Annotated in this window: 19 protein-coding genes, 1 tRNA gene and 1 pseudogene; 12 read left to right on the top strand and 9 right to left on the bottom strand. The window is 73.4% G+C overall.

All coding sequences use genetic code 11. The features are described from left to right. Nucleotides 1-165: 165 nt before the first annotated feature. The 10 genes and pseudogenes from ACGFT2_RS04955 to ACGFT2_RS04910 all read left to right on the top strand — a co-directional run bounded on the left by ACGFT2_RS04955 (nucleotide 166) and on the right by ACGFT2_RS04910 (nucleotide 10,651). The gene (locus ACGFT2_RS04955; protein WP_393273527.1) at nucleotides 166-1,332 is read left to right on the top strand and encodes an MBL fold metallo-hydrolase; all 1,167 of its coding nucleotides are present in this window, start codon (nucleotides 166-168) and stop codon (nucleotides 1,330-1,332) included. Between the two features lie 659 nt (nucleotides 1,333-1,991). After that, nucleotides 1,992-4,067, top strand: a pseudogene (locus ACGFT2_RS04950) (sensor histidine kinase); the annotation flags it as partial. Nucleotides 4,068-4,671: 604 nt separating this feature from the next. Beyond that, the gene (locus ACGFT2_RS04945; protein WP_393273526.1) at nucleotides 4,672-5,106 is read left to right on the top strand and encodes a roadblock/LC7 domain-containing protein; all 435 of its coding nucleotides are present in this window, start codon (nucleotides 4,672-4,674) and stop codon (nucleotides 5,104-5,106) included. Between the two features lie 2 nt (nucleotides 5,107-5,108). After that, nucleotides 5,109-5,480, top strand: a complete 372-nt coding sequence (locus ACGFT2_RS04940; protein ID WP_393273524.1) for a DUF742 domain-containing protein — start codon at nucleotides 5,109-5,111, stop codon at nucleotides 5,478-5,480. Then, a complete protein-coding gene (locus tag ACGFT2_RS04935) occupies nucleotides 5,458-6,057 on the top strand; it encodes an ATP/GTP-binding protein (RefSeq protein ID WP_393273522.1) in 600 nt (199 codons plus the stop codon). The genes ACGFT2_RS04940 and ACGFT2_RS04935 overlap by 23 nt, the downstream gene beginning before the upstream one ends. Before the next feature lie 61 nt (nucleotides 6,058-6,118). Next, nucleotides 6,119-6,694: a GAF domain-containing protein gene (locus ACGFT2_RS04930; RefSeq protein WP_393273520.1), complete on the top strand. Its 576-nt coding sequence runs from the start codon at nucleotides 6,119-6,121 to the stop codon at nucleotides 6,692-6,694. Nucleotides 6,695-6,923: 229 nt separating this feature from the next. Continuing rightward, a complete protein-coding gene (gene tdh / locus ACGFT2_RS04925; RefSeq protein ID WP_393273519.1) occupies nucleotides 6,924-7,952 on the top strand; it encodes an L-threonine 3-dehydrogenase in 1,029 nt (342 codons plus the stop codon). A gap of 49 nt (nucleotides 7,953-8,001) precedes the next feature. Then, nucleotides 8,002-9,201, top strand: coding sequence for a glycine C-acetyltransferase (locus ACGFT2_RS04920; protein ID WP_393273517.1), 1,200 nt, complete (start codon nucleotides 8,002-8,004; stop codon nucleotides 9,199-9,201). A 31-nt stretch (nucleotides 9,202-9,232) separates the two neighbouring features. Then, the gene (locus ACGFT2_RS04915) at nucleotides 9,233-10,135 is read left to right on the top strand and encodes a LysR substrate-binding domain-containing protein (RefSeq protein ID WP_393273515.1); all 903 of its coding nucleotides are present in this window, start codon (nucleotides 9,233-9,235) and stop codon (nucleotides 10,133-10,135) included. A gap of 156 nt (nucleotides 10,136-10,291) precedes the next feature. Beyond that, complete coding sequence (locus tag ACGFT2_RS04910; RefSeq protein ID WP_393273514.1) at nucleotides 10,292-10,651, top strand: MmcQ/YjbR family DNA-binding protein; 360 nt, start codon at nucleotides 10,292-10,294, stop codon at nucleotides 10,649-10,651. Between the two features lie 262 nt (nucleotides 10,652-10,913). Here the strand turns inward: ACGFT2_RS04910 and ACGFT2_RS04905 are convergent, their stop codons facing one another. Both ACGFT2_RS04905 and ACGFT2_RS04900 read right to left on the bottom strand, forming a co-directional pair. Next, a complete protein-coding gene (locus ACGFT2_RS04905; protein WP_393273513.1) occupies nucleotides 10,914-11,837 on the bottom strand; it encodes a transketolase family protein in 924 nt (307 codons plus the stop codon). A 34-nt stretch (nucleotides 11,838-11,871) separates the two neighbouring features. Then, nucleotides 11,872-12,579, bottom strand: a complete 708-nt coding sequence (locus ACGFT2_RS04900) for a transketolase (RefSeq protein WP_393273511.1) — start codon at nucleotides 12,577-12,579, stop codon at nucleotides 11,872-11,874. A 125-nt stretch (nucleotides 12,580-12,704) separates the two neighbouring features. Between ACGFT2_RS04900 and ACGFT2_RS04895 the strand changes: the two genes are divergently transcribed. Beyond that, nucleotides 12,705-12,778, top strand: a tRNA-Pro gene (locus ACGFT2_RS04895). A gap of 63 nt (nucleotides 12,779-12,841) precedes the next feature. Here ACGFT2_RS04895 and ACGFT2_RS04890 read toward each other — a convergent pair. From ACGFT2_RS04890 to ACGFT2_RS04870, 5 genes are all read right to left on the bottom strand, one after another. Further along, nucleotides 12,842-13,612: a maleylpyruvate isomerase N-terminal domain-containing protein gene (locus tag ACGFT2_RS04890; RefSeq protein ID WP_393273509.1), complete on the bottom strand. Its 771-nt coding sequence runs from the start codon at nucleotides 13,610-13,612 to the stop codon at nucleotides 12,842-12,844. Nucleotides 13,613-13,826: 214 nt separating this feature from the next. Next, on the bottom strand, nucleotides 13,827-14,354 hold the full coding sequence (locus ACGFT2_RS04885; protein ID WP_393273891.1) for an NUDIX hydrolase family protein: 528 nt from the start codon (nucleotides 14,352-14,354) through the stop codon (nucleotides 13,827-13,829). 16 nt (nucleotides 14,355-14,370) lie between these two features. Further along, nucleotides 14,371-15,549 carry an amidohydrolase family protein gene (locus ACGFT2_RS04880; RefSeq protein WP_393273507.1) on the bottom strand — a complete coding sequence of 393 codons (1,179 nt, stop codon included), beginning with the start codon at nucleotides 15,547-15,549 and terminating at the stop codon, nucleotides 14,371-14,373. Nucleotides 15,550-15,551: 2 nt separating this feature from the next. After that, on the bottom strand, nucleotides 15,552-16,955 hold the full coding sequence (locus ACGFT2_RS04875; RefSeq protein WP_393273505.1) for a glutamine synthetase: 1,404 nt from the start codon (nucleotides 16,953-16,955) through the stop codon (nucleotides 15,552-15,554). A 29-nt stretch (nucleotides 16,956-16,984) separates the two neighbouring features. Next, complete coding sequence (locus ACGFT2_RS04870; RefSeq protein WP_393273504.1) at nucleotides 16,985-17,398, bottom strand: SAM-dependent methyltransferase; 414 nt, start codon at nucleotides 17,396-17,398, stop codon at nucleotides 16,985-16,987. A 159-nt stretch (nucleotides 17,399-17,557) separates the two neighbouring features. Here ACGFT2_RS04870 and ACGFT2_RS04865 point away from each other — a divergent pair, with 159 nt between their 5' ends. Then, on the top strand, nucleotides 17,558-18,412 hold the full coding sequence (locus ACGFT2_RS04865; RefSeq protein ID WP_393273889.1) for a Cof-type HAD-IIB family hydrolase: 855 nt from the start codon (nucleotides 17,558-17,560) through the stop codon (nucleotides 18,410-18,412). A gap of 116 nt (nucleotides 18,413-18,528) precedes the next feature. Here the strand turns inward: ACGFT2_RS04865 and ACGFT2_RS04860 are convergent, their stop codons facing one another. Continuing rightward, nucleotides 18,529-19,326 carry an SAM-dependent methyltransferase gene (locus ACGFT2_RS04860; protein ID WP_393273502.1) on the bottom strand — a complete coding sequence of 266 codons (798 nt, stop codon included), beginning with the start codon at nucleotides 19,324-19,326 and terminating at the stop codon, nucleotides 18,529-18,531. A gap of 67 nt (nucleotides 19,327-19,393) precedes the next feature. Next, nucleotides 19,394-20,041: an endonuclease gene (locus tag ACGFT2_RS04855; RefSeq protein WP_393273501.1), complete on the bottom strand. Its 648-nt coding sequence runs from the start codon at nucleotides 20,039-20,041 to the stop codon at nucleotides 19,394-19,396. Nucleotides 20,042-20,043: the final 2 nt, after the last annotated feature.

The following is a 20,043-nucleotide window of genomic DNA, read 5'->3' as shown; positions in this document are numbered from 1 at the left end:
GCATTACTGAACCGCGAATCAGTATACGGAGTCGCTCCCCGCCGGTCGGCGTGCTGGGCGGGTCTTCGGCGGCGTGCGCCGGAACCGGAGGTGGGACCGGTGGTCCCGGGCTGTCGGAGGGGCCGACCATAATGGAGGACCTCACCCACTCCACCTGGAGGTACCGTGACCGGTCCGCGTCCCTCGAGCTCCGGCCTCCGCGCGCTGCGGCCCGCGGCCTTCGGCGCGGACCCGGACGGTGAGCGCATGGCGCGCATCCGCCGCTCCCCGCACTTCAAGGACGGTGTCTTCCAGAACCCGGGCGGGACCGCGCGCACCCGGCCCTCCGGTTCCACGCTGGAGCTGGCCAAGGTGTTCCTGGACAAGGACACCAGGCCCCTGCGCGCCCCGAAGGGCACCATCCCGGTGCATCCCACGACCTTCGCCGACCTGGCCGAGCCACCCGCCACGGGACTGCGGCTGACCTGGATGGGACATTCCAGCGTGCTCGCGGAGATCGACGGTCACCGGGTCCTGTTCGACCCTGTGTGGGGCCAGCGCTGCTCCCCGTTCCCCTTCGCCGGGCCGAAGCGGCTGCACCCGGTGCCCCTGCCGATCGCCGCGCTCGGCGAGGTCGACGTGGTCGTGATCTCGCACGACCACTACGACCATCTCGACCTGCCCAGCATCAAGGCCCTGGCGGGCACCGACACCGTGTTCGCCGTGCCGCTCGGCGTCGGCGCCCATCTCGAACGCTGGGGCGTGTCCCCGGACCGGCTCCGCGAGCTGGACTGGCACGAGAGCGCGAAGGTCGGCGGGCTCACCCTCACGGCGACTCCCGCCCGCCACTTCTGCGGCCGCGGACTGCGCAACACCCAGCACACCCTCTGGGCGTCCTGGGTCGTCGCCGGCGAGGAGCACCGGATCTACCACAGCGGCGACACCGGCTACTTCGAGGGGTTCAAGGACATCGGAGCAGCGCACGGCCCGTTCGACGCCACGATGGTCCAGATCGGGGCGTACAGCGAGTTCTGGTCCGACATCCACATGACGCCCGAGGAAGGCCTGCGCGCCCACCTCGACCTGCAGGGCGGTGCGGCGCACGGCGCGCTGCTGCCGATCCACTGGGGCACCTTCAACCTCGCCCCGCACCCCTGGGCCGAACCGGGGGAGTGGACCAAGGAGGCGGCGGAGGAGGCCGGCCAGGCCGTCGCCCTGCCCCGGCCCGGCGAGCCCTTCGAGCCGGCCGGCAAGCTCCCGGCCGAGGCGTGGTGGCGAGGCGTGTCGGGGGACGTCCGGCGCACCTGGCGCTCCGTCGGGGCGTTCGTCGCCGAGCCGCCCAAGCGCGGCTGAGCGGGGCGGCCGGCCCGACGGGCCGGCCGCCCGGTGAACACGGCCGACGAGCCGGGCACTCGGTGAAACGCCGGATGAGCCGGTCACCCGGTGAAACGCCGGATGAGCCGGTCACCCGGTGACGCCCGACGAGCGAGGCGCCCCGGGGAACTAGGGCGCCCGGCGGCAGGTGAGGCGCTCGTTCGGGGAGAGCGCCCCTCGGTGAGGGCGTCCTTCGGGCCAAGGCTGACACTCTGCGTGACATCGTCGCGGTCGGTCTCGGGGGCCCGGACGGGGTGTGCGCCGCGCAGGCGCGAGGAGACCACCGTCGGAAACGTCCGGCGGTGAAGGGCGGCCGATCCCGGCTCGCCGAACGCCGCGCCAAGGCGGTGACCGTTTTTGACCAGGTCTTATCGATCGCTTTCGAGATAGCGGGGAAACCTCAACCCGGTTATCGGTCTTTCGTACGAGGCGTCATACCAGAGCGGGACGCTGCGCGTAGGAGTTTGTCAACTGCCCACCGCACATGATGTGCAGGCAACTACTGTGAGTGTCCGTCGGACGTCGTGAGGCCGGGCACACCGGTCCCGTCGGCCGGCATCGCGAGGGCGCGTGCCCGCATCGACGCATGCCCGCACCGCGCGAGGAAACAGGCCCGACGGACCAGTACGAGGACGCAGATGTCTCATCTCCGAGCACCGGCCACCCGCGCCGACCGTCGCGAGAGCGGCCGGCACGGGCGACCGGTCGCCCGACCCGCTCCCGCACTGCCCGAAACGCACATACGGCCCCAGCTCATGCGGCTCGCGGTACTGCCGCCCCTCGCCGTCGCGCTCAGCGCCACCGCCGCCGTGCTGTTCAGCATCCGCTCCACGGGCGCGCGCACCGGCCCCGCCCTGTGGGCCGTCCTCACCGGAGCGGTCACCGTGGCGGTCGCGGGCATCCTGATCGCCGCCGTGGCCGCCGACCGAGCGGCCCGCTCGGTCACCGACCGGGTCGCGGCGCTGCGCCGCACCGCCGCGCGCGGGGAAGCCGATCTGCACGCCCTGGTCGACGCGCTGCGCCAGGGCGAAACCCCGCCCCAGCGCACCACGCGCCGGCGGCCGCCCGAGGAGACCGACGACTTCGAACTGCTCGCCGCCGACCTGGCCCGCGCGCACGACGGCGCCGTCACCGCCGTCGTGCGGGCGGCCCAGCTCTCCAGCCAGACGAGCAGCGAGCAGAAGCTCGAGGTCTTCGTCAACCTCGCACGCCGGCTCCAGTCCCTGGTCCACCGTGAGATCTCGATCCTCGACGACCTGGAGAACGAGATCGAGGACCCGGACCTGCTCAAGGGTCTGTTCCACGTGGACCACCTGGCCACCCGGATCCGGCGGCACGCCGAGAACCTCGCCGTGCTCGGCGGCGCCGTCTCCCGGCGCCAGTGGAGCAATCCGGTGAACATGACCGAGGTGCTGCGCTCCGCCATCGCCGAGGTCGAGCAGTACTCCCGGGTCAAACTGGTGCCGCCGATCGACGGCGAACTGCGCGGGCACGCCGTCGCCGACGTCATCCACCTCCTCGCCGAACTCATCGAGAACGCAACGGTGTTCTCCGCGCCGCAGACCCAGGTGCTGCTCCGCGCCAATCTCGTCACCTCCGGCCTGGCCGTGGAGGTCGAGGACCGCGGACTCGGCATGCCCGTCGGCGAACAGCACCGGATGAACGCACTGCTCGCCGATCCCGACCAGGTCAACGTCGCCAGCTTGCTGGCCGACGGCCGTATCGGCCTCTACGTCGTCTCCCAGCTCGCCCGCCGCCACGGCATCACGGTGCGGCTGCAGACCAACATCTACGGCGGTGTGCAGGCCGTACTCGTCGTCCCCGAGGCACTGCTGGGAGCGGCGGCCGGAATCTCCGGTACCCCGGTCGAGGCCGGTGCCGCACAGCCGCGGAACCCCGCGGACACCGGTGCGGTACAGCAGCCGCAGCCGATCCGGGTACCCGTGTCGCCGGGCGGGCGGAACCCAGTGGGACAGCAGCCGGCCGGACTGCCTGCCGAGGCCGGGTCCGGCACCGGGTTCCCGGCCGGCTCGGCGGCCGCACCCGAACCGGCGGCCGCACCCGAACCGGCGGCCGCACCCGAACCGGCGGCCGCACCCGAACCGGGGGCCGCGCCCGAACCGGTGGTCGCCCCCGAACCGGCGGCCGCGCCCGGGTTCGAGCCGGGACCCGGGTCCCAGGTGGTGAACGGGGCCGGTGCCGGGCCGGCCGGGCCCGCACCGGGCACCGGACGGCGACGGCACGCGCAGCGCGGGACCGGGCGGCGTGGCGCGGAGAGCGGGACCGGGCGGCGGAACGCCGAGACCAGGCCCACCCGCCGCGGTGCCGAGGGCGACGGCGGGCGGAACGGACTCGCGCCCGCCCCACTCCCGGTGCGGGGCGCCCAGGACGCGCGGCCGACCCCCGCCGAGGCCGTGCCCGGCATCAGCGCCGTGGACCGGCCGGCGGTGGAGGCGCACGCGGGCGTTCTGCCCAGCCCGCGCGGCAGCGTGCGCGGCACCATGGACAAGCCCCAACTGCCGCGCCGGCGCGCCCAGGAACACATCGTGCCCCAGTTGCGCGGGGGCCCCGCCCCCCGCCAGGACAGCGACACCGTCGCGGGCCACGATCCCGGGCTGATGGCCGCCTTCCAGCGTGGCATCGGACTCGCCGAGGCCCAGCAGCACCTGGAACCGGCGCCCGGGGAGCCGGCGTCCGGTGAGTCGCCGGGCGGGCAGCCGGCGTACGGGGAACAGGCCTACGGGGAACCGGCGCCCGGGGAGCCGCCCTTCACGCCGTCGACCTTCGCAGACTCGGCCCTCGCAGAGTCCGCCTTCGGAGACTCGGACTGCGGGAAGCCGGCGGGCACACAGCCGGCGTACGGGCAGCCGGCCCACCGGGACTCGCAGCACATGGGCTCCGCCCACGCAGATGCTCAACACACGGGCTCGGCCCACACGGACCCTGGCCATATGGGCTCGGCCCGCACGGACCCTGGCCATATGGGCTCGGCCCGCACGGACGCTCTCCACACCGGCTCTTCCCACGCCGACGCCGCCCACTTGGACTCCGGACACACAGGCTCCCCCCACCTCGACGCCGTCCACACGCGCTCCGCCCACGCGGACCCCGCGCACATGGGGTCGAACCCCATGGCCCCAACCCCGATAGTCCAGGCGCGCGACCACGCGCCCGTGTCCGACAGCACCCGTGGCAACGGCCGGAGCGACGGGAGCGCCCCGGCCGGCTGACCGCCTCAGCCCGCACGGGCCCCCCACCCGTACGTCCCCCCATCCAAGCGCTCCCGCAGAATTTCGTACCCCAAGGAGTCGATCCACCATGGCGAGCGATGCGCCGACCGCCCACGCATCCGACCTCGACTGGCTGCTGAGCGGCCTCGTGCAGCGCGTACCGCACACCAGCAGCGCGGTGCTCCTGTCCTGCGACGGACTCGTGAAGTCCGTGCACGGCCTCGACCCCGACAGCGCCGACCACATGGCGGCCCTGGCCTCCGGGCTGTACTCGCTCGGCCGCAGCGCGGGCGTCCGGTTCAGCGACGGCGGAGAGGTCCGGCAGGTGGTCGTCGAGCTCGACTCCACGCTGCTGTTCGTCACCACGGCCGGCTCCGGCACCTGCCTGGCCGTGCTGGCCGGCCGCGAGGCCGACGCCGCCGTCCTCGGCTACGAGATGGCGATGCTGGTCAAGAGCGTCCGGCCCTACCTGATGACCGCGCCCCGGCAGCATGCCGTCGACTCCACGGCGACGAGGCCTTGAGGGTGGCCGCAGCCGGCGACGGACCCTGGCTGGATGACGCGGCCGGACGGCTGGTGCGCCCGTTCACGGTCAGCAACGGCCGCACCGAACCGAGCATCGCCCTCGACCTGATGTCGCAGGTGATGGCTACCGGGGTGACCCCGCTCGGCTACCTCGGACCCGAGCACGCACAGGCACTCGACCTGTGCCGCGCACCCGTCTCGGTCGCCGAGATCGCCGCCCAGCTGAAGCTGCCCGCGGTGGTCACCAAGGTGCTGCTCTCGGACCTGGTCGACTGCGAAGCGCTCACCACCAGGCCGCCCGCGTTCCACCACACACCCACAGACCGGTCTCTGCTGGAGGCAGTGCTCGATGGACTACGACGACAGCTCTGACCCGTTCCCCACCGCGCTCAAGATCCTCGTGGCGGGCGGGTTCGGAGTCGGCAAGACGACCTTCGTGGGCGCGGTCAGCGAGATCGCGCCGCTCAGCACGGAGGAGCTGCTCACCACCGTCAGCGTCGCCACGGACAACCTCGACGGCATCGAGAACAAGATGGAGACCACGGTCGCCATGGACTTCGGCCGGATCACCCTCGATCCGGAGCACGTGCTGTACCTGTTCGGCACCCCGGGGCAGGAGCGGTTCTGGTTCATGTGGGACGAGCTGTCCGAGGGCGCGCTCGGCGCGGTGATCCTCGCCGACACCCGCCGGCTGCAGGACTGCTTCGCCGCCGTGGACTTCTTCGAGGAGCGCGGCCTCGCCTTCATCATCGCCGTCAACGAGTTCGACGGCTCCTTCCGCTACGACCCCGACGAGGTGAGGACCGCCATCGACCTCGACCCGCAGGTCCCGATCGTCCGCTGCGACGCCCGCATTTCCAGCTCCGGTGTCCAGACCCTGCTCACCCTTGTCCGCCACCTCCTCGCCCACACACCGGAGCCCGCGCCCAGCCGTGGCGCCCACATGTGACTCCGCCCTACCGCCCACGGAGCCCTTATATGAGGTTTGCCCACTGCGACGGAGTCCGGTCATGAGCTACGAGCCGCCCCGGCCGGTCCGGGGTCTGCTGCTCACCCCCGAGGACAAAGAGGCTCCCGCCCGGGTCGACCGGCTGCGCCGACTCGGCCTGGCGGACCGGCCCGATCCGGCGCTCGACGCCTTCGCCGACCATCTGGCCCAGCTCACCGGCGCGCCGTACGCCATGGTCAACTTCATCGGCGAGGCCCAGCAGTTCTTCGCGGGACTGAGCGCCCCGGCCATCGCCCCGGTCGTCCGGGAGGACGGCAGCAGAGCGGCACTCGGCCGGGTCCTGCCGCGCGACCACGGGTTCTGCCCCCATGTGGTGGTCCGGCGCAAGGCGCTGGTGCTGGAGGACGTCCGCGACTACCCGCGGTTCGCCGGCAACCCCGTCGTCGACGACTACGCCATCCGGTCGTATCTGGGCGCTCCGCTCATCGACAGTTCCGGCATGGCGCTCGGCACCGTGTGCGCCGCCGACACAGCGCCGCGCGTCTGGGGCCGGTCGGGCCTGGACACCATCAAGGCACTCGCCGCCGACCTCGTCGTACGCCTGGAACACGGTGCGGGGGACGGCCTTTCCCTGTGAAACGAAGGCATCTTTCCGGCAGAGGGGTCAGCCTGCCGGCCCGCTGGCCACGCCCCTGACGGGAGGGACGAGGCGAGGCTTGAAGGAAACCTGAGGCGGTGGTTAAGAAAAGCTCGATGGACCCCGAGCCGCGCATACGGCAGATTGCAGGGTGATTCCACCCCTCTGACCCGGTGCGGGCCGCTTCGGCATGCCCGCGGGCCGGGCCTCACCCACAGGAGCCGTACCGTTGAAGGCGCTGGTCAAGGAGAAGGCGGAGCCGGGGCTCTGGCTGACGGACGTCCCGGAGCCCGCGATCGGTGCCGGTGACGTACTGATCAAGGTCATGCGAACCGGTATCTGCGGCACCGACCTGCACATCCGGGCCTGGGACGGCTGGGCGCAGCAGGCGATCAGCACGCCGCTCGTGCTCGGGCACGAGTTCGTCGGGCAGGTCGTCGAGGTCGGGCGTGACGTGGCCGACATCCGCATCGGCGACCGGGTCAGCGGCGAGGGCCACCTGGTGTGCGGCAAGTGCCGCAACTGCCTGGCCGGCCGCCGCCACCTGTGCCGGGCCACCGTCGGTCTCGGCGTCGGCCGCGACGGAGCCTTCGCCGAGTACGTGGCGCTGCCCGCGTCCAACGTGTGGGTGCACCGCGTCCCCGTCGACCTCGACATCGCCGCGATCTTCGACCCGTTCGGCAACGCCGTGCACACCGCGCTGTCGTTCCCTCTCGTGGGCGAGGACGTCCTGATCACCGGCGCCGGACCGATCGGCCTGATGGCCGCCGCGGTGGCCCGGCACGCGGGCGCCCGCAACGTCGTCATCACCGACGTCAGCGAGGAGCGCCTGGAACTGGCCCGCAAGATAGGAGCGAGCCTCGCCCTGAACGTCGCCGAGTCCACGATCGCCGACGGCCAGCGGCAGCTGGGGCTGCGCGAGGGCTTCGACATCGGCCTGGAGATGTCCGGCCGCCCCGAGGCCATGCGGGACATGATCGCGAACATGACGCACGGCGGCCGGATCGCGATGCTCGGCCTGCCGGCGCAGGAGTTCCCGGTCGACTGGGCGCGGATCGTCACCTCGATGATCACCGTCAAGGGCATCTACGGCCGTGAGATGTTCGAGACCTGGTACGCGATGTCGGTGCTGCTGGAGAGCGGCCTGGACCTCGCCCCCGTGATCACCGGCCGGTACGGCTACCGCGACTTCGAGGCGGCCTTCGCCGACGCGGCGAGCGGCAAGGGCGGCAAGGTCATCCTGGACTGGACCGCATAGGCCGCAGGACGCGCAACCCCTCACCCCGTCAGAACCTTCAGGAGCCCCCATGTTCGAAACCGTCCGCGACGACCTGCGCGCCACCCTCGACGAGATCCGCGCCGCCGGCCTGCACAAGCCCGAGCGGGTCATCGGCAGCCCGCAGTCCGCGACCGTGAACGTCACCGCCGGCGGCCGTCCCGGCGAGGTCCTCAACTTCTGCGCCAACAACTACCTCGGCCTGGCCGACCACCCCGAGGTCGTCGCCGCCGCGCACGAGGCCCTGGACCGCTGGGGCTACGGCATGGCCTCCGTCCGCTTCATCTGCGGTACCCAGGAGGTGCACAAGGAGCTGGAGGCGCGGCTGTCCGCCTTCCTCGGCCAGGAGGACACGATCCTCTACTCCTCCTGCTTCGACGCCAACGGCGGTGTCTTCGAGACCCTGCTCGGCGAGGAGGACGCGGTGATCTCCGACGCCCTGAACCACGCCTCCATCATCGACGGCATCCGTCTGTGCAAGGCCCGCCGCTTCCGCTATGCCAACCGTGACCTCGCGGACCTGGAGACCAAGCTCAAGGAGGCGACCGCGGGCGGTGCGCGGCGCAAGCTGATCGTCACCGACGGCGTCTTCTCCATGGACGGCTACGTGGCCCCGCTCGGCGAGATCTGCGACCTCGCCGACCGCTACGACGCCATGGTCATGGTCGACGACTCGCACGCCGTCGGTTTCGTCGGCCCCACCGGCCGCGGCACCCCGGAACTGCACGGCGTCATGGACCGCGTCGACATCATCACGGGCACCCTCGGCAAGGCGCTCGGCGGCGCCTCCGGCGGTTACGTCGCCGCCCGCGCCGAGATCGTCGCGCTGCTGCGTCAGCGCTCCCGCCCGTACCTGTTCTCCAACACGCTCGCCCCGGTGATCGCCGCGGCCTCCCTGAAGGTCCTCGACCTGCTGGAGTCCGCCGACGACCTGCGGGTCAGGCTCACCGAGAACACCGCGCTGTTCCGCCGCCGGATGACCGACGAGGGCTTCGACGTCCTCCCCGGCGACCACGCCATCGCGCCCGTCATGATCGGTGACGCGGCGCAGGCGGCGCGGATGGCCGAGCTGCTGCTGGAGCGCGGGGTCTACGTGATCGGTTTCTCCTACCCGGTCGTCCCGCAGGGTCAGGCCCGCATCCGCGTCCAGCTGTCCGCCGCGCACTCGACGGAGGACGTGAACCGCGCGGTCGACGCGTTCGTCGCGGCGCGTGCCGAGCTGGCCGTCTGACCAGGGCGGTCGGCCTGGGATAATCGGAGGCATGATCGAGGCGCGGCGGCTCCACATCCTCCGTGCGGTGGCCGACCACCGCACGGTCACCGCGGCGGCCGCCGCCCTCTATCTGACCCCCTCCGCGGTCTCCCAGCAGCTCACGGCCCTGGAGCAGGAGACCGGTCACCGCCTGGTCGAGCGCGGCGCCAAGGGCGTACGGCTCACCCCGGCCGGCGAGATCCTGCTCAGCCACACCAACGCCGTCCTCGCCCAGCTGGAGCGGGCCGAGGCCGAGCTGGCCGCCTACGGCTCGGGCGAGGCGGGCACGGTCACCGTGGCCGCGTTCGCGACCGGCATCGCCCAGGTCGTGGCCCCGGCCGTGGCCCGCCTCTCGGCCCGGGCGCCCGGCATACGCATCCGGGTCCAGGACGCCGAGGGCGACGCCAGCCTGCCGATGGTCCTGGACCGGCAGGTCGACGTGGCGGTCGCCGTCGAGTACCGGGGCGCACCGTCCGCGGACGACCCCCGGCTCACCCATGTGCCGCTCTACGCCGAACCCTTCGACGCCGTCGTGCCGGTCGCGCACCGCCTCGCGGACGCCGCCGAGGTGCCCCTCGCCGAACTGGCCAAGGACTCGTGGATCGGCCCGTACCCGGGCAACCCCTGCCACGACGTGGTCGTCCTGGCCTGCGAGAGCGCCGGCTTCGAGCCCCGCCTGGAACACTCCTCCGACGACTTCCGGGCCGTCGTCGCCCTCGCCTCGGCCGACGCGGGGGTGGCGCTCGTACCGCGTTCCGCCCTGCGCGGCATGGATCTCGCCGGTGTGGTCGTGCGCCCGGTCGACGGCGTGGCCCCGACCCGCCGGGTGTTCGCCGCCGTACGCCGGGGTGCCGAGGCGCATCCGCTGATCCGGCCGGTGCTCGAAGCACTGGGCGAGGCGGCACAGGCGTGAGGTCTCCGTGACCCGGCAGTGGCCCGTCCCGTCCCCGGTGACGCCCTGAGCCCGGCGGGCGAACCGTGCCCCGAACCACGCCCCAAAGGCCCGTACTTCGGGCGGCCGGCCGCTCGGGTGGGGGGACTGTCGGTGGCAGGAGCTACGGTGCACGGCATGCCGGATGCCGAAGACGTACGCCGTATCGCTCTGTCCCTGCCGGAGACCACGGAGAAGGTCGCCTGGAGCATGCCCACATTCCGGGTGGCCGGGAAGATGTTCGCGACCCTGCCCGAGGAGGAGACCTCGATCGCCGTGCGCTGCCCCAAGGAGGAGCGCGACGAGCTGGTGCTGGCCGAGCCCGGCAAGTTCTGGATCGCCGGCCACGAGGCGCAGTTCGCCTGGGTCAGAGCGAGACTCGCCGCGCTGGACGACGCGGACGAGCTGCGGGACATCCTCACCGACTCCTGGCGACAGGCTGCCCCGCCCCGGCTGCTCGACGCCCACCCCGAGTTGGGGATGCCGTCCGCGGGCTGAAAATGCCGCGTGGGCGCGGGCCGGGCGTGGCATCGTCCCGCGGCGGAAGCGGTGCGGGGGACACCGCCGGGGCGGCGGGGAGGGGACACCCGGAAACGACCGGAACGGACGCACGGCGGGACATCGCCGCCCGGGACCCACACCTCGGCGGCGCGGCCGTGCCGGCCGTCTGGTCGCGGGACCTGCCCCGCTCGCAATCCCGGCGATCCGCGGTCTCGTCCGGGCCGACGCGGCCGCCCCCGCCGTGCGGGCGCGCTCTAGCTCAGACCGCCGTCGTCACCCGGTGCCCCGCACCCACGAAACGGCCGATCCGCTCGCGCAGTCCGTGCGCGTCCAGCCCGTGCGCGGCCACATGCTCCTCGAGGGTCCCGTAACGGCGCAGTTCGCGGCGGCCGACGCCGAGGCCCAGCACCCGGTGCGGGACGTCCGCCAGCGCCTCGCTCACCGCGCCCGTCGACGTCCCCGCGAGGTACGGCTCGACCAGCACGACGTCGGTGCCCGCCGCCCGCGTCGCCCGGCGCAGCCCCGCCGCGTCGAAGGGCCGCACGGTGGTCGCGTACAGGACGGTCACGTCCAGCCCCTCCGTGGCCGTGAGGACGGCGTCCAGCACCGGGCCGACCGCGAGGACCACGCCCGAGCGGCCCTCGCGGACCGGCACGAGATGCTTGCCGTCGATGGCCCGGCCCCGCCGGTTGGACTGCACGGACAGGCGCACGTACACCTTGTCGTCGCCGGCGGCGACCGCGTGGCGCAGCAGTGTCCCGGCCTCGTCGGGATGCCCCGGCACGTGCACGGTCCAGCCGTCCAGGGTGTCGAGGAGGGCCACGTCGCCCGGGGCCATGTGGGTGTGGCCACCGGCCGGCCAGTCGAACGAGGCGGCCGCGCTCACCAGCACCGCCCCGGTGTCCTGGTGCCCCAGATCCAGCTTCACCTGCTCGAACGGCCGCTCCACGAGGAAGCTGGCGAAGGTGTGCACGACCGGCCGCAGTCCGGTGAGCGCCAGCCCCGCCGCGGCCCCGACCAGGAGCTGCTCGCGGATGCCGACGTTGATCACCCGCTCGGGGTGCCGGCGCCCGGCTTCCCGGAATCCGTCCAGGCCGATCTCGGCGAGGACGACGGCGACCCGCGGGTCCTCGTCCAGCAGCCGGGAGACGACGGGTGCGAACCGGTCACGCATGGTGTCCATGAAGGGGTGCCCTTTCCGGGGAGCGGGGGGAGAATCAGGGGTTCTTCGGCTCGACACGGGCCACGACCACGTGCGGCCGTCCCGGGTGCGTGGCCGTGAAAGCGGCGTGCAGGGCCTCGTGGTCGCGCCCGTCGACGGTCACCGCGGACCAGCCGGCGGCCTCGAACCGGGCGGCGATCCCACCGGGCAGAGCGTGGCTCGCGGAGGAGTTGTCGACCACCACGGTGTGCAGCCGCTCCAGCCCCGCGGGCCCGGCGAAGGCGATCGCCTCGTGGTTGCTGCCCTCGTCCAGTTCGGCGTCCCCGATCAGCACCCACACCGCCGGGTCGTGCAGCCCCTGGGCCCGCAGTCCCAGCGCGGTGCCCACGGCGATCGGCAGCCCGTGCCCGAGCGAGCCGCTGCCGATCTCCGCGCCCGGTACCAGCACGCGGTCGGGATGATGCCCGAGCGGGGAGTCGTACGAGCCGAACCCGGGCAGCCAGGCCACGGGCAGGAAGCCCTTCGCGGCCAGCACCGCGTAGTACGCCATGGGCCCGTGGCCCTTGCTCAGCAGGAACCGGTCCCGGCCCGGATCGTCCCGCAGCCCGGGACCGACCCGGAGCACCCGGTCGTACAGCACCCACAGCACGTCGAGCGTGGACGTGGCCGCCGGGCCGTGTTTCTCGTCCCCGGTCATCAGACCCATCAGTCCGGAAAGGTCGGCATAGCCGTACGTGCGGCGTTCGTCCGCTGTGGTGGTCATGGAGTCGATCGTGCAACCTCGACCAAGGTTGAGGTCAACCGTGAAAGCGGGGCGCGATCACCGAGTCGAGTGCGGTATGGTTTCCCTGCGCGTTTCGATCGGGGAAATCCCAGGTCAAACGGCACCGGGACGTGGCGCAGCTTGGTAGCGCACTTGACTGGGGGTCAAGGGGTCGCAGGTTCAAATCCTGTCGTCCCGACGTGCGAGAACGCAGGTCGAGGGGCCGCTTCGGATTCGTCCGAGGCGGCCCCTCGACCGTTCCTCAGTAGCCGCTCAGCAGGGTCCGTAGCCTACGGAGGGTCTCCGGGCCGGCGGCGCTGTGCCAGCGGGACGGGTCGGCGGGGCGCCGTCCCCACAGCAGCAGGACCCGTACGGCCGCGTCGCTCTCGATCGTGGCGGGGCCTTCGGGGGCGGCGAGCCGGATGCCGCCGCCGTCCGCGTCGGCGCTCACCACGACGTCGTCGGTGCCCGGTGTGCGCAGCCGGCCCTCGAACCGTCCTCCGGGTTCCAGATCCAGACCGGCGTGGCCCTTGACCAGCAAGGGCCGGCCCACCGACACCACGCTGTGCTCCGTCATCCACGGCTCGTCGAGTGCCTGAACCGCCGTCAGGTCGTCGCCGGTCAGGTCCCAGCGGTGCAGAATCAGCTCCTCGCGCATGTGCTCCGCGAAGAAGGGGACCCGCACGGACCGGCCCGTCCACATCACCTCCGTGTCCGGCGGCAGATCCCGCGCGGCGGCCGCGGTGATCTCCGTCAGCTGGGCGCAGCGGTTCATGAACGCCGCCCAGAGCTCGGAGTCGGACAGCCGCCGGTAGGGGGCCTCGCGCTCGAAGCCCCGGGTCTCCACCGGAGATCCGGCCAGGAACGCCTCCAGGACCCGGGCCAGTTCCTCGGCGTTGCCCGTCTGGTGGATCAGGACGTCGCGCACCGTCCACGCCTCGCACCACGTCCCGTCCTCGGGCCGCCGCCCCTGCACGGCGTGAACGAAGGGGGCCAACTCGGGCAGCGTCTCGTCGACCTGAGAGGGAATCATGCGCCATGGGTATCCGGGCCGCCCCCACGGCCAAACCGGCGCACGCCCGGCGTCCCACCCGCGGCGCGTCCCACCCGCGGCGCGCCCTACCCGCGGCCCGCCGCCGGGGCGCCCCACCCGCGGCGCGCCCCGGCGGCGGGCCGCGCCGCCGGGGGACGGCCCTCGGCGGCGCATCCGCGCCGGCCGGGACGGCGGGTGGGGGCCGGCCACGGTCTCAGAAGGTGACACCCACGTGTGCGAGGGCCTGCTTCAGCAGGGCTCCGTGCCCGCCGGGCATCTCGCTCTGCACGGCGAGCGAGGCGGCGTCCTGCGGGCTGAACCAGACCAGGTCCAGCGCGTCCTGCCGGGGGCGGCAGTCACCGGTGACCGGCACGACGTAGGCGAGGGACACCGCGTGCTGGCGTGGATCGTGGTACGGCGTGATGCCCGCGGTGGGGAAGTACTCGGCGACGGTGAACGGCTGCAGGGAGGCGGGGACGCGGGGCAGGGCCACCGGGCCGAGGTCCTTCTCCAGATGGCGCAGCAGCGCGTCACGGACCCGCTCGTGGTGCAGGACGCGGCCGGAGACCAGGGTCCGGCTGACCGTGCCGTCCGGGCCGATGCGCAGCAGCAGCCCGATGCTGGTGACTTCCCCGCTGTCGTCGACGCGCACGGGCACGGCCTCGACGTACAGGATCGGCATCCGGGCCCTGGCCATCTCCAGCTCGTCCGTGGTCAGCCAGCCGGGCGTGGTCTCGGTCATGTCAGACATTGCTTGATCATACTTTCCGGGTGGGGTGCCCGCAGGATTCGCGGGCCGGTTCGGACAGGGGCGGTCCATACAGTCGGCGCGCGTTGTCGCGGCCCGTCCAGGTGGCGATGCGCAGGGCGTCGGGCAAACTCAACTCGTCCGCGTCCACCCGGTCCTGGAGCAGATCGGCGAGCCCCTGCCGGAAGGACAGCGCGCCCAGGTGGTGGAACTCGGCCACACCATAGGCGTCGGAGCTGTACAGCAGCTTGCGGAACGGGGTGATCTCCAATGCCTCCTCCAGTACCGCCCGGCACCGGGCCGGCCCGGTGTAGTGCAGGGCGAGACCGACGTCCAGGTACACCTGCCGGAACACCGTGGCCAGGTACGCGGCCTGGCGGTGGTAGGGCCAGCAGTGCAGCAGCAGGACCGGGATCGTGCCGGACGTCAGATGCAGCCAGTCGGTGAGCAGGGCCGGGTCCGCGCGGTGCAGCCGTACGTCGGCGTCGCCGAAGCCGGTGTGCAGCTGGAGCGGCAGACCCAGGTCGACGGCGGTCCACAGCACGTGCCGTACCAGGACCGGATCCGCCAGCCGGCCGCCGTGTGCGAGCCAGCGGGCGGCGGCCTCGGTCACCTCGGCGGCCGCGGGACGCGCCGGGTCCAGGGCGAAGCCGGTGCGGTAGGCGGCGACCGACTTCACCGCCACCACCTCCGGCCGGCGGACGGCCTCCTGGGCCGCCGCACGGAAGGCGTCCGCGTACGCGTTCGCCTCCACGCCCCGGGCCGCCACCGCCTCCGCGAGCTGCTCCAGCCGCACCACCTCGTAGGCGGCGGTCCCGGCCGCGCGGGCCAGTTCGGCCGGGGTGGTCACCGGGTGCGGGGCGTAGCCGGTGTCCACGCAGAACACCTCCGCCCCGGACGCGGTCAGGAAGCGGCGGTTGACCTCCTGCCAGCCGAGTGCCGAACGGCGGGCCAGATAGCCGGCCGGTGACGCGTGCCGGGGGAGGTCCAGCAGGGGCGCGCAGTGGCGGCGCACGGCCACGCCGACGGGGCTGTCGAACGGCGAGACGCCGGGCCAGGCCTCGCCCTCGGTGATGAGGGACTCGAACGTGTCCGGGGCGAGGTCGGCCGTCACGGCGCCGTGGCAGTGGTGGTCCACCAGCGGCAGCCCGGCGAGCGCCTCGTGGACCGGTCCGGACCGGGCGGCCATCGTCAGTACGTCCAGCGGTAGGCCGCCGCCACCCGGTCGTCGTCGAGACCGGCCACGGTCGCCGCCTCGCCGAGCCGCACGGCGATCACGGCGTCCGCGAGGACCGGCCCGAGCGCGTCACGCAGCACCCGGTCCGCGCGGAACTCCGCCACCGCCTGCGGCAACGACTCCGGCAGCCGCCGCACGCCGAGGGCCGCCGCCTCGTCCATGCCGTACCGGGCGGGGTCGCCGGTGATCTCCTCCGGGAGAGAGCGGTCCGTGATCAGGCCGTCGAGACCCGCGGAGATCACACAGCCGAGGGCCAGGTAGGGGTTGGCGGCCAGATCCACCGGCTTGACCTCCAGGTTGGCGTCCTGCTCGCGGCGGCCCGCCGTGCCCGTGATCACCCGCAGCGCCGCCTCCCGGGTCTCGCGGCCCCACGCGGTGAACGCCCCGGCCCACCGGGAGGGCCTGAGCCGGAGATAGCTGGCCGGGCTGGGGGCGGTGACCGCCGTCAGCGCCGGGAGGTGGGCGAGCACCCCGGCCGCGAACGACTCGGCCTCGCTCGTCATGCCGTACCGCAGCTCGCCGCCCGCGTGCAGGTTCCGCCCGTCGCGCCAGCAGGACAGGTGCAGATGTCCGCCGTTGCCGACGCCCTCGGCGGACATCGCGGGCGCGAACGACACCCGGAGGCCGTGCCGCTGGGCCACCGCCCGGACCGTCTGGCGCACCAGGACGCTGCGGTCGGCCGCCGCCACCGGGTCCAGCGCACCCACCGAGACCTCGAACTGCCCGGCCGCGTACTCGGGATGCAACTGGTCGACGTCCACGCCCTGCGCGGCGAACGCGGCCAGCAGGTCGGCGGTGTAGTCGCTCAGCTCGACCTGCCGGATCGCGCCGTACGCCGGACCGGACACCGCCGGCAGGAACTCCCCGGCGGGCGCCGAGCCCAGCCCGACCGCCCACTCGATCTCCACGGCCGCCTTGAAGACCAGGCCGTGCCGCTCGGCGGCGCCGGTGACGATCCGGCGCAGGAACGTCCGGGCGCAGCCGGGGTGCCGGTCGCCCTCCTGGGTGATCCGGTCCACCGGGGCCCACGCCCAGCCGGGCTGCCCGGCCAGCGCCACCAGCTGGTCGAGGTCCGGATAGAGCCTGAGGTCGCCGTCCGGGGAGCCGAGGACGTCGGTGGTGACGATGGAGTCGCCGGCCAGGAAGGTGTCGAACACCGGGGACATGCCGACCCCCCACGCCACGGCGGCCTCCAGCCGTGCCGTCGGGATCGTCTTCACCCGGCCGACGCCGGCGGTGTCGACGTAGCCGAGCACGATGCCGCGCACGTCCCTCGCCCTCAGGCCGGCGGTGAGCGCGGGGACCCGGCGCAGATCGCCGGGCCGCCCGCCCGGCACGGGGTCGGTCAAAGTCGTCATACGTCCTCCTCGGCGGCTCGGCGGCGCGGTCAGGGTTTCACGGCCACCGCGCCGAACCGCGGCACCGCGGCGGCCGACTCCGCGAGCCACCGCGAGGACGGCACCAGGCCGGGCTCCAGCGGGTCGAGACCGTCGAGGAAGGCGGCGCTCTCCTCCCGGCCGCGGGCGGTGATCGGCGGGGTGGCGCTGGCGTTCCCGAAGTCCGGGAACCGCCTGATCCCGCGCTCACCGGCCGGGAGGGCGACCGCCCGCGCCGGGAACTCCCGGTCCGCGCGGGCCACCGCCCGGATCACCGGGAACATGCCCGCGACGCGCTCGCCGGCCCGCCGGCGCGACTCATGGTCGTCCTTGCCGCCGGTCCGGTGGCTCCGCACCCGGGCGCCGTGCGCCACGGAGGTGTTCTGCTCCGCCGGTCCGGCCGTCGCAGGCCGCGCTTCGATCACGTCGCCGCCCTTCTCACGCGCGGTGCTCCGCCGTCATTGTGCCGCCCGTCGATCGCGCTGTCCGGGAAACGTGCACCGTAGGCGGTTCGGGGTGCCTTCGGGACGTTCCGGGCCATGGGGAACACTGGTCCGGTATCCCTCCCCGACCGGAAGCAGGACATGCCCGCCACGCCCACCCCCCTCACGGACGTCCCCGGCCCGCCCGCCGGGCCCGCCGGCATCCGGCTCGTCGTCACCGACATGGACGGCACACTGCTCGACGACGCCAAGCGGATCCCCGACGGGCTGTGGCCGGTGCTCGCCGAGCTGCGCCGGCGCGGGGTGCTGTTCAGCCCGGCGAGCGGCCGCCAGTACGCGACACTGGCCCGGCAGTTCGCGGAGGTCGCCGAGGGCATGGTGTTCATCGCGGAGAACGGCACCTACGTGGTCCGCGACGGGGTGGAGCTGAGCGCCGACCCCTTGGAGGGGTCCGTCGCGGCCTCGATCGCCCGGACGGTACGGCGGCTGGTCGCGGGCGGGGTGGACGCCGGCGCCGTCGTGTGCGGCAAGCGGGCGGCGTACGTCGAGCGCACCGACGAGCCGTTTCTGGCCGAGGTGCGCAAGTACTACGTCGAGCACCGGATCGTGCCGGACGTCACCGCCGTCGAGGACGAAATGATCAAGGTCGCGGTGTTCGCCTTCGGATCCGCCGAGCACTCCGTCGCCCCGGCCCTCGCGGAGTTCGCCGCCGGACACCAGGTCGTCGTCTCCGGCGAGCACTGGGTCGACGTCATGAACCGCACCGCGAACAAGGGCGCCGCACTGCGCGGTCTGCAGCGCGCGCTCGGCATCACGCCCGCGCAGACCATGGTGTTCGGTGACTACCTGAACGACCTGGAGATGCTCGACGCCGCCGAGTGGTCCTTCGCCATGGAGGGCGCCCACCCTGAGGTCGTCCGCAGGGCCCGCCACCTGGCCCCGTCCAACAACGACGACGGGGTGCCGAGGACCATCGCCCGGGTGCTCGGCCTGTAGGGCGGGCGGCCCGCGGGGAGTGTCCGGGCTGTGTGGGGCTGTGGGCTTTGGGGCTGTGCGGCGCCGGGCCGCGAGTCCTGTGGCCCGGCGGGCCGCAAGTACCGGCGGGCCCCGGGTCAGGGCTTGCGGGCGACTCCGCCGTACAGGGAGATCGGGCCGTCGCCGTCCGGTGCCTCCTCCCGGCGCCAGTCGGCGACCGGGACGATGCCGGGCTCCAGAAGCCGGAGGCCCTCGAAGAACGCGCCCACTTCGGTGTGCGTGCGGGCCACCAGGGTCACTCCGCCCGCGGCGTAGGCGGCGATGCCCCTCCGCACGTTCTCCGGCTCGAAGTCGGCCGTCATCGTGGACAGCACCAGGCAGCTGCCCGGTGCCAGTGCGCCGGCCAGGGTCGACACCAGGTCGTGGGCGCCGTCATCGTCGGCGACGAAGTGCAGCAGGGCGATGAGGGAGAGGGCCACCGGGCGGTCGAGGTCCAGGATGCCCGCGGCCCGGTCCAGGATGGCGTGCGGATCGCGGGCGTCGGCCTGCACGTACTCCGTCACGCCCGCGGGGGAGCCGCGCAGCAGCGCGCTCGCGTGGGCCAGCACGATCGGGTCGTTGTCGACGTAGACCACGCGCGCCTCGGGCGCCACCGACTGGGCGATCTGGTGGAGATTGGGCTCGGTCGGGATGCCGGTGCCGATGTCCAGGAACTGACGCACACCGTCCTCGGCCAGTGCACGGGTGGCCCGTTGCATGAACGCCCGGTTGGCGCGGGCGGCCCGCAGGGCGCCCCGGTCGATCGCCGTGATCCGGCGGCCGAGTTCCTCGTCGACGGGGTAGTTGTCCTTGCCGCCCAGGAACCAGTCGTACACCCTGGCCGGATGCGGCCGGGTGGTGTCGATGTACGGTGCGGCCGACTCGGTCCCCGTCACGCGCTGCTCCTCCGCTCGGCCGGTCCCCATGGTCGTCGTGGGTCGTGCGAGCAGCAGTCTTGCACGATCACCCGGCGCGGCGGAGACAGTCTTCGGCCACCTCCTCGTCGAGTGCGGCCCGCACCAACGCGGCGGCCAGGACGGCCGGTTCGGTGTCCCCGGCGAGGCCGGCCAGCTTGTCCGGGTCCTTCGGCAGGCCCAGCCGCCCGGCCCCGGACAGTGCCTTGCCGTCCAGATAGGGCGCGACCTCCGGCCACACGCTCTGCGCCTCGCGCAGGAAGATGTCGGCGCCGGCCGGCCCCATGCCGGGTTCCTCCTGGAGCAGCCGCTTGAGTTCGCCGGTGTCACCGCCGGCCTCCTCGTGCAGCCGCCGCAGGTCCCCGTGCCAGCGCTCCAGCAGCAGCTCGGCGCCGTCGCCGAGCTGGGTGGCCGTGCGCTCGTCGTAGCGGCGGTAACCGCCCCGGCCGAGCGCGTCCACCCGCTGCTGCCAGTCGGCCCCGGCCATGCGGCGCGCACTGTCCAGGTGGTCCTCGTGCAGGGCCCGGGCGGCGGCCACCGCGACGGAGGCCCGGATGCGGGCGCTGAGCAGCAGGGACAGCACCAGCAGCCGGTACAGCGGCTGGGGGGTGTCCTTCAGGCGGATGCCCGCCTCGTCGGCGTACGTCCGCCCGTACTCGGACACCAGCTCCCGCACGACCCGTTCGTCGCGGTTCATGG

The sequence above is a fragment of the Streptomyces sp. NPDC048514 genome (assembly GCF_043199955.1).
In the GTDB taxonomy this organism is placed as follows: domain Bacteria; phylum Actinomycetota; class Actinomycetes; order Streptomycetales; family Streptomycetaceae; genus Streptomyces.
The sequence above is the reverse complement of the archived record's forward strand: the minus strand, read 5'-3'. Positions and strand labels throughout refer to the sequence as shown.